This is a genomic window from Streptomyces sp. CC208A, from assembly GCF_030010625.1.
Lineage (GTDB): Bacteria > Actinomycetota > Actinomycetes > Streptomycetales > Streptomycetaceae > Streptomyces.
Genome location: NZ_JASCXN010000001.1, coordinates 162,875 through 174,570, shown reverse-complemented (window position 1 = coordinate 174,570; position 11,696 = coordinate 162,875). Strand labels below are relative to the sequence as shown.

Here is an 11,696-nt window from a genome sequence, read left to right as displayed (position 1 = left end):
CGCCCCTTTGCCGTCTGCGCGGGCGTCAGTTGTGGCCGAAGCGCTTCTGACGGCCCTTCCGCGCCATGTCGCCAGGGGTGACCTGGGAGGCACGGCTCTCGGCCTGCGACTCCATCGCCGACTGCTGCGCCTGCTGGGCACCGCGCTCGGCCTGCGACTGCTGCTGCTTCTGACGGTTCTGGTTGCGGTTCTTGGCCATGGGGATGATGCCTCCTCGAAGGGATCTAGGGGCCAGGGCCGCTGTCAGACTCACATACGGGAGAAAACGCCGCATGTTGGATCATTACGGTGCGTGAGGGCGTTCCGGGCCGGGGCGGCCGGAGTCTCCGCCACGCCGAAGATCCAGTTCCGGCCGTCAAGCCCCCGGCGGTCGGGCAGACTCGAAGGAACCCGGAACACCTGAGATCCCGAGTCCGGCCGAGATCCGAAAGAGGGTGGAGCACGTGGACCGATGCGTCGTTCTGGTGGACGCGGGCTATCTGCTGGGAGCCGCCGCCAGCCTGCTCGCCGGGGAGCCGGCCCGCTCCCGCATCAGCGTGGACCACGCCGGGCTCATCCGGCAGCTGCGCGAACGGGCCGAGACCGAGACCGGCCTCCCGCTGCTGCGGATCTACTGGTTCGACGGCGCCCCCGACCGGGTGCCCCAGCCCGAGCACCGCCGGCTGCGCGTGATGCCCCGGGTCACCGTCCGGCTCGGCGCCCTGACCCGCAGCGACGGCCGCTGGGCCCAGAAGGGCGTCGACGCGGCCATGCACACCGAACTCACCGAGCTCTCCCGCAACCGCGCCTGCTCCGACATCGTCCTCGTCACCGGCGACGGCGACCTGCTCCCCGGCCTGATGTCCGCCAAGGAGCACGGCGTCGCCGTCCATCTCTGGGCCGTCCAGGCCGCCGACGGCGACTACAACCAGTCCGAGGACCTGGTCGCCGAGGCCGACGAGCGCCGCGTCCTCGACCGGACCTGGATCACCCGGGCCGTCCGCGCCAAGGACCTCACCGGCATCTGCGCCCCGCCGCCCGTGCCCCGCCCCGAGATCGCCGCCATCCTCTCCGCGCCGCTCCCCGAGGCCGCCCTCGCCTCCGCCGAGCGGGCCGCAGGAGCCGCCGAAGCCGCCGAGTCCGCCGCCGCGCGCCGCGATCGGCAGGCCGCCGACGGGGCACCCGTACCCTCCGCCGAAGGACACGCCCCCGCCGCCGTCCCGGCCCCCACCGCGGGCAAGGCCGTACCCACCCCCAAGGACCTGGCCGGACTGCGCCCCACCGCCGCCCCCCACCCCACGGCGCCCCAGGCGGCCAGCGCCCTGCGCTGGTCCTCCGACCGGGGCTGGGTCGACCGGCCCCCGACCGCCCTCGGCGAGCCGCCCGAGACCGCCTCGCTGCCCACCCTGGCCCAGCTCACCAGCGCCGAGCAGCGCTGGGCCGACCGCGAGGAGGACATCACCACCGTCGGCGGAGACCCCTTCGAGGTCGGACAGGTGTTCGCCCGGCGGTGGCTGGAACGGCTCCCCGAGCAGAGCCACATCCAGAAGCTCTCCGTCCTCTACCCCCGCATCCCCCACCGCATCGACGGCGAACTCCTCCGCTACGCCGCCCGGTTCGGCCTCCTCGCCCACAAGGACGACCAGATCGACGAGCACGACCGCTACGCCATCCGCGCCGGATTCTGGCGCGAGATCGACGTCCGCGCCGCCGCCGAACCCGCCCCCGCGCCCGGAGCGGGACCGGCGACCCCGTAGGCTCTTCCCCCGTGAGTACGGTGTGCGTGGTGCGGGATCTGGTCAAGACGTACCCCGCCACGCGCGGCAGGCGGGGCGCGCCCGCGACCCCCGAGGTGCGCGCCACCGACGGGATCAGCCTCGACGTGCGCGGCGGCGAGATCTTCGGCCTGCTCGGCCCCAACGGCGCCGGCAAGTCCACCCTCGTCCGCCAGCTCACCGGCCTCATGCGCCCCGACTCCGGCACCGTCGAGCTCCTCGGCCACGACCTCGTCCGCCACCCCGGGCGCGCCGCCCGCCTCCTCGCCTACCTCGGCCAGGAGTCCACCGCCCTCGACGAGCTGACCGTCGCCCTCGCCGCCGAGACCACCGGCCGGCTGCGCGGCCTCACCGCCGCCGACGCCCGCGCGGGCCGGGACGCCGTCCTCGACGAGCTGGGCCTCGGCGAGCTGGCCGGCCGCCCCCTCAAGAAGCTCTCCGGCGGACAGCGCCGGCTCGCCTGCTTCGCCGCCGCCCTCGTCGGCCACCGGCCCGTCCTCGTCCTCGACGAGCCCACCACCGGCATGGACCCGGTCGCCCGCCGGGCCGTCTGGGCCGCCGTCGACCGCCGCCGCGCCGAGCACGGCACCACCGTCCTCCTCGTCACCCACAACGTCATCGAGGCCGAGACCGTCCTCGACCGGGTCGCCGTCCTCGACCGGGGCCGGGTCATCGCCTGCGACACCCCCGCCGGGCTCAAGGAACGGGTCGCCGGCGAGGTCCGCGTCGACCTGCTGTGGCGCGACACCGCCCCGCTCGCCCTCCCCGAGGTCGCCGCCCTGCGCGAACTCGCCCAGGAGTCCGGCCGCCGCTGGACCCTCCGGCTCGCCCCCGACGCCGCCCGCGCCGCCGTCGCCGCCGTCACCGGAGGCGCCGCCTTCGCCGCCCTCGACGACTTCACCCTCGCCACGCCCAGCCTGGAGGACGTCTACCTCGCCCTCGGCGGCGCCGCCCGCGAAGGGCTGGTGAAGGCATGAGCCTCGCTCTTTCCCCTCTCGCCCCCGGCGTGACCCCCCACGTACCGCACGTCACCCCCAGGAGCTGTCCGCGTTGAGCACCCTGCCCGCCGAGGTCCTGCCGGCCGGCGTGCCGGCCGCCCCGGCCCGGGACACCGGGGAGGCCGCCCCCCTCGCCCCGGCCGCCTGGCTGCTGCCCTCCCTCGCCGCCGTCTACAAGGCGCAGCTCAGCCGGGCCCGGGTCGCCCGCATCCCGCTGCTCTTCGTCGCGACCTTCCAGTCCATCGGGATCATGATCCTGATGCGCGGGGTCGTCGACGGCGGCTCCGAGGCCCGCGCCGTCGTCGCCGGTTCCACCGTCCTCGTCGTCGCCTTCGTCGCCCTCAACCTGCTCGCCCAGTACTTCGGGCAGCTCCGCGCCACCGGCGGCCTCGACCACTACGCCACCCTGCCCGTGCCGCCCGCCGCCGTGGTGCTCGGCGCCGCCGGCGCGTACGCCTCCTTCACCGTCCCCGGCACGGTCGTCACCGCCGTCACCGGCGCCGTCCTCTTCGGCCTGCCGCTCGGCCACCTGTGGCTGCTCGCCGCCGTCGTCCCGCTCGCCGGCGCCGCCCTCTCCGGACTCGGCGCCGCCCTCGGCCTGCTCGCCCCCCGCCAGGAGCTGGCCACCCTCCTCGGCCAGCTCGGCATGTCCGCCGCGCTGCTCCTCGGCGTGCTGCCGGCCGAGCGGATGCCGGAGCCGGTCGGCTGGGTGCGCGACCTGCTGCCCTCCACGTACGGCGTCGAGGCCCTGGCCCGCGCCTTCGACCCGCGCCCCGACTGGGCGGCCGTCGCCCTCGATCTGGCCGTCTGCGGGGTCGTCGGCGTCCTCTCGCTGGCCGCCGCCACCTGGGCCTACCGCAGGGCCGCGGTCCGCTGAGGCGGGACACCGGCGCACCTGGCACGATGGCGGGGTGACCGCACCCCTGACGCCTCCCCAGCAGCCGCCGCACGACCCCTCATGGCCCCCGCCGCCCCCGCCGTACCAGGGCCCGGAGGGTGACCCGATCACCGCGGCCGAGGTCCTCCAGGGCCTGGTGGTGACGGCCGCCTCCGCGGTCGCCGGAGCCGTGCTCGGCGCGCTCTGGGTGTGGCTCGCGCCGACGGTCCGGCTGATCTCCGACGGCAAGGGCGTCTATCTGAAGGACTCCGAGGGGGAGGCCGCGATCGGTGCCGACGGCACCTTCGTCCTCCTCGCCCTCGCCTTCGGCGCGATCGCCGGACTCGTCGTCTTCCTCGCCCGCCGCAAGGGCGGCGTCCCGCTCGTCCTCGGGCTCGCCGTCGGCGGCGTCCTCGGCTCGCTCCTCGCCTGGTGGCTGGGGACCGAGCTGGGGCCGACCTCCGACGTGATCGCCCACGCCAAGGCCGTCGGCCCCGAGGTCGCCTTCGACGCGCCCCTGAAGCTCCAGATGGGGGCGGCGGCGATGCTGGCCTGGCCGCTCGCCGCGACCGTCGTCCACCTGGTCCTGACGGGGATCTTCGGCCCCCGCGACCCGGAGCCCGGCCCCTGGGACGCCTACAAGCACTGAACGCCGAACGGCCAGGGGGCCGTCAGCCGCTGCGGGCCGGAGGGGCTTTCGTCAGCCGCGGCCGATCGGGGCCAGGACCGCCGAGGTGAGCGCGGCCAGGTCGGCGGGGGAGAGCTCGACCTCCAGGCCCCGCCGGCCGGCCGAGACGCAGATCGTTCCGTGCGCCGACGCCGAGGAGTCGAGCACGGTACGCAGCCGCTTGCGCTGGCCCAGCGGCGAGATCCCGCCCCGGACGTACCCGGTCGTCCGCTCGGCCGCCGCCGGGTCCGCCATCACCGCCCGCTTCCCGCCGACCGCCGACGCCAGCGCCTTCAGGTCCAGCTGGCCCGCGACCGGCACCACCGCCACCGTCAGCTCCCCGTCGACCTCGGCCACCAGCGTCTTGAAGACCCGGTCGGGCGTGACGCCGAGCGCCTCCGCCGCCTCCTCGCCGTACGACGGGGTCGCCGGGTCGTGCTCGTACGCGTGCAGGGTGTACGGCGTGCCCGCCGCGGCCAGGGCCACCGTCGCCGGGGTGCCCCCGCCGTTCTTCTGCTTCTTCTTCGCCACGCCGACTTCCTGGGTTCGCTCGGTCCGTCAGTTCGCTCGGTCCGTCAGTTCGCTCGGTCCGTCAGTTCGGGTAGGTGGGCGCCTGGGTCAGCTCCACCGCGGGCAGCGACGGCAGGTGCCGCAGCACCGCCGTCTCCGCGCGCAGCAGCGCCAGCTCCTCGCGCAGCCGGGCCGTGGTGTCCGGGGCCTCCAGGAGCCGCTGCTTCGTCGGCACGTCGATCGTCGTCGCCGCCGCGACCAGGTACGACACCACCGACGGGTCGTCGGGCAGCTCGGCCGTCGTCAGCGACCGCTCCCGCGCCCCCGCCAGCCGCTTCTGGTAGGCGCGGAAGGCCCGCAGCACGCCCTCGGCCAGCGCCTCCGCCTCCTTGCCCGGCTCCTCGGGAAGCTCCTCGGTCTCGGCCGTCAGGAACGGGCCGCTCGCGTCCACCGAGAGCAGCCGCACCCGCGTGGTGCCGGTGACCATCACCTCGTACGAGCCGTCCGCCCGCTCCCGGATGCTCGCCGCGTCCGCGACGCACCCCACAGGATGGAAGCTGCGGATCGGGTCGGGTCCGAAGCCCGCCGCAGGGCCCTTCTCCGGCAGCGCCGTCGGGTCCGGCATGCCGGGCGCGGTCCTGGCGACCTCGTACCCGTCCCGGATCGCGACCACGACGAAGCGCCGCGGCTCCGAGGCGTTGGTGGAGAGCAGCGCGCGCATCATGGCGCGATATCGCTCCTCGAAGACGTTGAGCGGCAGCACGAGGCCCGGGAACAGCACCGCGTTGAGCGGGAAGAGGGGCAGGCGAGCGGTGGTCACAGCGGCCAAGCCTAACGGCCGTGCGGCCCGCCCCGTCCGGCGATCGGGCGAGCCCGCCCGTACAACGGGGTCCGGCGCCCCAGCTCCGCCCGTGTCCGGTCCCGGGTGGCCAGGAAGCGACGCAGCGGATCGTGCCCGCCGGCCGCCCACGGGAAGGAGGTGGCGTACGGTCCCGCCCGGCCGAACTCGGCCAGCGCGTCCTCCCACCGCCCCCGCTCCACCAGGACGTACGCCAGCAGGTTCCGCGCCTCCGCCGGCCACGGGTCGCCTGCCGCGAACCGCGCCGACAGCGCCCGGCCCCGGTCCGCCGCCCGGTCGATCCGCGCCCCGTCAGGACCGCCCGCATCCGGCCTGCCCGCATCCGGCCCCGCCGCTGCCCGCCCGGTGCCCGGCAGCGGACGCAGCGCCTCGTAGGCGGCGCGCACCGGCAGGATCCGCGCCAGCGAGTCCGGTGCCGCGTCGTCCGCCGCCTGCTCCGCGAAGTCGAAGGCCGCCCGGTCCGAGCCGTACCACTGAGCCGACAGGTACTTCAGCGCGGCGACATGGCAGCCGTAATGGTGCGGGGAGCGGAGCAGGGCCTGCTCCCACAGCCCCTCGAAGACCGTGTGCCCCGCGTGCGCCCCGCGCGCGTGGTCAAGGGCGAGCCGCCACGGCACCGGATCGCGCCCGGACCCCTCCACGAGCGGTCGCAGCAGCGGGTCCAGCTCCCGCAGCCGCTCCGCCCGCGCCGGCGACTCCCACGCCCGGCCCACCGCGAGCTGCGCCGACACCAGGAGGGCGTCGGGGTCTCCGGGCGCGGCCTCCCGCCACCGGTCCAGCCACTCGCCCCGGCTGTACGCGAAGGTGGCGAGCCGTCCGACGTAACGGTCCCGGTCCTCCCACTCCCCGGCGTCCCGGGTGGTGGCGAGCAGCTTCGCCGCGGGCTCCGGATCGCCGAGCGCGGCCGCCACCAGGGCCGGGGCGAGCCGCCCGTCGGGGGCGTCGAGCAACACGTCGTCGTCCGGTGTCAGCCCCTCGGCGAGACGCGGGGCGTGCCGGGCCGAACGGGCGGCGCCGAGCAGGGCGCGGAGGAAGGACATGGCAGGACGTATCTTCCCACCGGGGGGTGCTCCGGACCCTTCGCCTTTCCCAACCCTTCACCCGGAGCGCACCCGGTCTCCCCCCCCCGCCGCCCCGCCCCTGCCCTGCGCGGGGCCGCCCGTCAGCCCCGCCGCAGCAGCCGGGTCGCGCCCGCCGCCACCGTCGTCGCCAGGATCCAGCCGAGCAGGATCAGGGCCGTCGCCACCCACTGCCAGCCGCCCTCCAGACGCCAGTAGCCCTCCTGGCCGAGCGCGATCACCGGCAGCAGCAGGTCGAGCGCGTACAGCGTGCCGTTCCACGCCGGGCCCTCGTCCTCCTTGAGCGGCACCGGCTCGTACCGCGTGAAGACCAGCGTGCCCGCCGCCCACAGCACCGCCATCCACAGCGCAGCCCGGCCCGGCCGGTAGCCGTACGCCACCGTCCAGTCCTGGACGTACCCCCACAGCTTCCCGGCGAGCGGCAGCGTCTCCCGTCTGCGCCGCTGCTTGGCGAGCAGCACCTCCCGGGCGTCCGCGTCCTCCCCGCTGTTGCGGAGCACGGTCGCCAGCCGTTCGTACGGCTCCGGCGCGTACTCCGGCGTCGCCGCCGCCACCCACTCGATGCGCCGCGCCAGCGGGAAGTGCCCGTACGGCACCAGGTTCTCGTAGACGAAACCGCTCAGCGCCAGGCCGCCCGGGCCCGGCCAGCTCGTCGACAGGTCGATCAGCGTCACCACCTTCGCGCCGTTCAGCACCACCCGGCCCTCCTCCGGACGCTCCCCGTTGAACCGCAGCTCCGGGGTGACGATCCGGCGCAGCGACAGCTCCTCCCGGCGCGCCCCGCTCAGCAGGAAACGGGCGTGGTTCAGGTCCACCGCGTCGCCGAACCGGCCGTCGTCCAGCCGCACCCCGCCGTGGAACTCGGCCGACTTGCGCCGCGCGCCCTGGACCGACGCCACCCCGTACGGCGGGGTGGCCATGGACCGCCCGCCGCCCTCGTACACCCAGGCCGCGTTCAGGTACAGCGTGCGCTCCACCGTCAGCTGCGGCGCGTTCAGCGCGCGGCGCTGCCGGTCCGCGCGGAGCACACTGCCCCGCAGGCTGAGCGAGACCCCGACCTTCGCCCCGCGCAGACTGAACTCGCCGTGCGTCTCGATCAGCTCGGCCTGGAGGTCCTGCGCCACCACCAGGCCGTCCGCCGTGATCGCCCGGCCGCGGCCGTCCGGCCACACCTGGATCTGGTTGATCAGCAGGTCGGTGCCGATCTGCGCGTCCGTCAGCCGGATGCCCCGCCGCACCCGGCAGCGCGGCAGGTGCAGATCGCCCTCGGTGTGCAGCCGGGCCGCCTCAAGCCGGGGGAGGGCGCAGCCGACCATCCGCAGCGTCCCGAACCGGGCCTCGGGCAGCACCACCTCGCCGTCGAAGCGGCAGCCGTGCAGCTCCACGTACGGCGCTATGGAGCCTCCCGCCAGATACAGCACGCCGGTGATGCGCACCCCGCGCAGCTTCAGCGCGGCCACCCGGCCCGGCCTGGCCGGCGGCCCGTCGAGCAGCAGCGCCGCCAGCACCTCGGCCCGCACGCTCCGCTCCGGCCCCCAGGGCCACTCCCCGAACGGGTCGTCCCGCTCCGCCACCCCCTCCGTCAGATCGCAGGTCCTGCCGATCCGGAACGCCTGCCACATGGCCCTCTCCGGCCCCGTGAGACCGTCCGGCATCCCGTCCTCGTGCGGCTCGGTCACTGCCGCCCCCTCGCTCTCCCCGATGCGCTCCCACCACTCCGCTCACCGGGAGTCGTGGATTCGTACAGTCGTTCTTCCCGCACTGTGACGGGGTGAACGCTAACGGTCAGGAGTGGCGAGGAGACGCCACAGTGGCGTGTATCGACGGGTAGCAAGCCGTGTATCAGCCAGTGATACGGACGTCCGGCGTTGTGGGGCGTCTGCGAGAATTGAGCCGTGATCTCTCGAATCGATCTGCGCGGCGCGTCCCTCCCCGAGGGTTCCGCCCTGCGCGACCTGCTGCCCCGTGCCGAGTTCGACGTGGAAGCCGCCCTGGAGACGGTGCGGCCGATCTGCGAGGACGTCCGGCATCATGGCGCGGCCGCGGTGATCGACTACGGGGAGAAATTCGACGGCGTGCGCGTCGAGAGCCTGCGCGTCCCCGCCGAGGCGATCGCCCGCGCCCTCGACGAGCTCGACCCGGCCGTCCGCGCCGCCCTGGAGGAGTCCATCCGGCGCGCCCGCACGGTCCACCGCGAGCAGCGCCGCACCACCCACACCACCCAGGTCGTGCCCGGCGGCACGGTCACCGAGAAGTGGATCCCGGTCGAGCGCGTCGGCCTGTACGTGCCGGGCGGCCGCGCCGTCTACCCGTCCTCCGTCGTGATGAACGTGGTGCCCGCCCAGGAGGCCGGCGTCGAGGGCATCGCCGTCTCCTCCCCGCCGCAGAAGGAGCACGGCGGACTGCCGCACCCGACGATCCTCGCCGCCTGCGCCCTCCTCGGCGTCGACGAGGTGTACGCCGCCGGCGGCGCCCAGGCCGTCGCCATGTTCGCGTACGGCACCGAGGCCCCCGGCGACGAGCCCGGCTGCGCCCCGGTCAACCTGGTCACCGGCCCCGGCAACATCTACGTCGCCGCCGCCAAGCGCCTCCTCAAGGGCCGCATCGGCATCGACGCCGAGGCCGGCCCGACCGAGATCGCGGTCCTCGCGGACTCCACCGCCGACCCCGTGCACGTCGCCGCCGACCTCATCAGCCAGGCCGAGCACGACCCGATGGCCGCCTCCGTCCTCGTCACCGACTCCGAGGAGCTGGCCGACGCGGTCGAGGCCGAGCTGAAGACCCAGGTGGCCGCCTCCAAGCACGTCGACGACCGGATCGTCCCCGCCCTGACCGGCAAGCAGTCCGCGATCGTCCTCGTCACCGGCCTGGACGACGGCCTGAAGGTCGTCGACGCCTACGGCGCCGAGCACCTGGAGATCCAGACCGCCGACGCCGCCGCCGTCGCCGACCGGGTCCGCAACGCGGGCGCGATCTTCATCGGCCCCTGGGCGCCGGTCTCCCTCGGCGACTACTGCGCCGGCTCCAACCACGTCCTGCCCACCGGCGGCTGCGCCTGCCACTCCTCGGGCCTCTCCGTGCAGTCCTTCCTGCGCGGCGTGCACATCGTGGACTACACGCGCGACGCGCTCGCCGACGTGGCCCACCACGTGGTCACCCTCGCCGAGGCCGAGGACCTCCCGGCCCACGGCGCGGCGATCAAGGCAAGGTTCGGCTGGAAGGTGCCCGAGAGCAAGTGAGCGACAAGAACGACACCATCGGGATCGACGACCTGCCGATCCGCGAGGAGCTGAAGGGCCAGTCGCCCTACGGCGCCCCCCAGCTCGACGTGCCCGTCCAGCTGAACACCAACGAGAACCCCTACCCGCTGCCCGAGCCCCTGGTGGCCCGGATCGCGGAGCGGGTCGCCGAGGCCGCCCGCGGCCTCAACCGCTACCCCGACCGGGACGCGGTGGAGCTCCGCACCGAGCTGGCCCGCTATCTGACCCGTACCGGCAAGCACCCGGTGGCCGCGGAGAACGTGTGGGCCGCCAACGGCTCCAACGAGGTCCTCCAGCAGCTGCTCCAGACCTTCGGCGGCCCCGGCCGCACCGCGATCGGCTTCGAGCCCTCGTACTCGATGCACTCCCTGATCGCCCGCGGCACCGGCACCGGCTGGATCCCGGGACCGCGCCGCGAGGACTTCACCATCGACGTCGAGGCCGCCGAGGAGGCGATCGCCGAGCACCGCCCGGACGTCGTCTTCGTCACCTCGCCCAACAACCCCACGGGCACCGCCGTCGAGGCGCGGGTCGTGGAGCGGCTGTACGCGGCGGCCCAGGCCGCCAGGCCCTCCCTGGTCGTGGTGGACGAGGCGTACGTGGAGTTCAGCCACCGCGACTCGCTGCTGCCCCTCCTGGAGGGCCGGCCGCACCTGGTGATCTCCCGGACCATGTCCAAGGCCTTCGGCGCCGCCGGGCTCCGCCTCGGCTACCTCGCCGCCCACCCGGCCGTGGTCGACGCCGTCCAGCTGGTGAGACTGCCGTACCACCTCTCCGCCGTCACCCAGGCCACCGCGCTCGCCGCCCTGGAGCACACCGACACCCTCCTCGGGTACGTCGAGCAGCTCAAGGCCGAGCGCGACCGGCTCGTCGCCGAACTGCGGGCGATCGGCTACGAGGTCACCGAGTCCGACGCCAACTTCGTCCAGTTCGGCCGCTTCCCCGACGCGCACGAGGCCTGGAAGAGCATCCTCGACCGGGGCGTCCTGGTCCGGGACAACGGCGTACCGGGCCGACTGCGGGTCACCGCCGGCACCCCCGAAGAGAACGACGCGTTCCTCGACGCGGTTCGTGAGCTGAAGAAGGAGCAGAACGCATGAGCCGCGTAGGCCGCGTGGAGCGCACCACCAAGGAGACGTCCGTCGTCGTCGAGATAGACCTCGACGGCACCGGGAAGGTCGACGTGTCGACCGGGGTCGGCTTCTACGACCACATGCTCGACCAGCTCGGCCGCCACGGTCTGTTCGACCTCACGGTCAAGACCGACGGCGACCTCCACATCGACTCGCACCACACCATCGAGGACACCGCCCTCGCCCTCGGCGCCGCCTTCAAGCAGGCCCTCGGCGACAAGGTCGGCATCTACCGCTTCGGCAACTGCACGGTCCCGCTGGACGAGTCCCTCGCCCAGGTCACCGTCGACCTCTCCGGCCGCCCCTACCTCGTGCACACCGAGCCCGAGAACATGGCGCCGATGATCGGCTCGTACGACACCACCATGACGCGCCACATCCTGGAGTCCTTCGTGGCCCAGGCGCAGATCGCGCTCCACGTCCACGTGCCGTACGGGCGCAACGCCCACCACATCGTGGAATGCCAGTTCAAGGCGCTCGCCCGCGCCCTGCGCTACGCCTCCGAGCGCGACCCGCGCGCCGCCGGAATCCTCCCCTCCACGAAGGGCGCGCTGTAACC

At 74.6% G+C, this 11,696-nt stretch carries 12 protein-coding genes; 7 read left to right on the top strand and 5 right to left on the bottom strand.

The window, feature by feature from the left end:
• Positions 1 to 25 precede the first annotated feature (25 nt).
• Positions 26 to 199 carry a hypothetical protein gene (locus tag QK442_RS00795; protein WP_282691771.1) on the bottom strand — a complete coding sequence of 58 codons (174 nt, stop codon included), beginning with the start codon at positions 197 to 199 and terminating at the stop codon, positions 26 to 28.
• Positions 200 to 434: 235 nt separating this feature from the next.
• Here QK442_RS00795 and QK442_RS00790 point away from each other — a divergent pair, with 235 nt between their 5' ends.
• From QK442_RS00790 to QK442_RS00775, 4 genes are all read left to right on the top strand, one after another.
• Positions 435 to 1,736: an NYN domain-containing protein gene (locus QK442_RS00790; protein WP_282691770.1), complete on the top strand. Its 1,302-nt coding sequence runs from the start codon at positions 435 to 437 to the stop codon at positions 1,734 to 1,736.
• Between the two features lie 11 nt (positions 1,737 to 1,747).
• Positions 1,748 to 2,731 carry an ABC transporter ATP-binding protein gene (locus QK442_RS00785; protein WP_282691769.1) on the top strand — a complete coding sequence of 328 codons (984 nt, stop codon included), beginning with the start codon at positions 1,748 to 1,750 and terminating at the stop codon, positions 2,729 to 2,731.
• 97 nt (positions 2,732 to 2,828) lie between these two features.
• Positions 2,829 to 3,629, top strand: coding sequence for an ABC transporter permease (locus tag QK442_RS00780; protein WP_282692038.1), 801 nt, complete (start codon positions 2,829 to 2,831; stop codon positions 3,627 to 3,629).
• 34 nt (positions 3,630 to 3,663) lie between these two features.
• Complete coding sequence (locus QK442_RS00775) at positions 3,664 to 4,278, top strand: DUF2567 domain-containing protein (protein WP_282691768.1); 615 nt, start codon at positions 3,664 to 3,666, stop codon at positions 4,276 to 4,278.
• A gap of 51 nt (positions 4,279 to 4,329) precedes the next feature.
• On the opposite strand, the gene ybaK is transcribed toward QK442_RS00775, so the two are convergent.
• From ybaK to QK442_RS00755, 4 genes are all read right to left on the bottom strand, one after another.
• Positions 4,330 to 4,827 (bottom strand): Cys-tRNA(Pro) deacylase, encoded by a 498-nt coding sequence (gene ybaK, locus QK442_RS00770; protein ID WP_282691767.1) that lies wholly within the window; start codon positions 4,825 to 4,827, stop codon positions 4,330 to 4,332.
• 61 nt (positions 4,828 to 4,888) lie between these two features.
• Positions 4,889 to 5,626 (bottom strand): LON peptidase substrate-binding domain-containing protein, encoded by a 738-nt coding sequence (locus tag QK442_RS00765; RefSeq protein ID WP_282691766.1) that lies wholly within the window; start codon positions 5,624 to 5,626, stop codon positions 4,889 to 4,891.
• Positions 5,627 to 5,637: 11 nt separating this feature from the next.
• On the bottom strand, positions 5,638 to 6,705 hold the full coding sequence (locus QK442_RS00760) for a hypothetical protein (RefSeq protein ID WP_282691765.1): 1,068 nt from the start codon (positions 6,703 to 6,705) through the stop codon (positions 5,638 to 5,640).
• A 122-nt stretch (positions 6,706 to 6,827) separates the two neighbouring features.
• Positions 6,828 to 8,423 (bottom strand): oxidoreductase, encoded by a 1,596-nt coding sequence (locus QK442_RS00755; protein ID WP_282691764.1) that lies wholly within the window; start codon positions 8,421 to 8,423, stop codon positions 6,828 to 6,830.
• A 216-nt stretch (positions 8,424 to 8,639) separates the two neighbouring features.
• Between QK442_RS00755 and hisD the strand changes: the two genes are divergently transcribed.
• From hisD to hisB, 3 genes are read left to right on the top strand one after another with little or no spacing between them, the layout of a single operon-like run.
• Entirely contained in the window at positions 8,640 to 9,983 is a 1,344-nt protein-coding gene (gene hisD, locus QK442_RS00750; RefSeq protein WP_282691763.1) for a histidinol dehydrogenase, read from the top strand.
• Positions 9,980 to 11,104: a histidinol-phosphate transaminase gene (locus QK442_RS00745; RefSeq protein ID WP_282691762.1), complete on the top strand. Its 1,125-nt coding sequence runs from the start codon at positions 9,980 to 9,982 to the stop codon at positions 11,102 to 11,104. Before hisD ends, QK442_RS00745 begins: the two co-directional genes overlap by 4 nt.
• Positions 11,101 to 11,694, top strand: coding sequence for an imidazoleglycerol-phosphate dehydratase HisB (hisB, locus tag QK442_RS00740; RefSeq protein WP_030492957.1), 594 nt, complete (start codon positions 11,101 to 11,103; stop codon positions 11,692 to 11,694). The genes QK442_RS00745 and hisB overlap by 4 nt, the downstream gene beginning before the upstream one ends.
• Positions 11,695 to 11,696: the final 2 nt, after the last annotated feature.

Bases quoted from the DNA above. Each gene is read 5' to 3' on its own strand.
- hisB (WP_030492957.1), top strand. From the start codon at position 11,101: ATGAGCCGCGTAGGCCGCGTGGAGCGCACCACCAAGGAGACGTCCGTC.
- QK442_RS00795 (WP_282691771.1), bottom strand. From the start codon at position 199: ATGGCCAAGAACCGCAACCAGAACCGTCAGAAGCAGCAGCAGTCGCAG.
- QK442_RS00760 (WP_282691765.1), bottom strand. From the start codon at position 6,705: ATGTCCTTCCTCCGCGCCCTGCTCGGCGCCGCCCGTTCGGCCCGGCAC.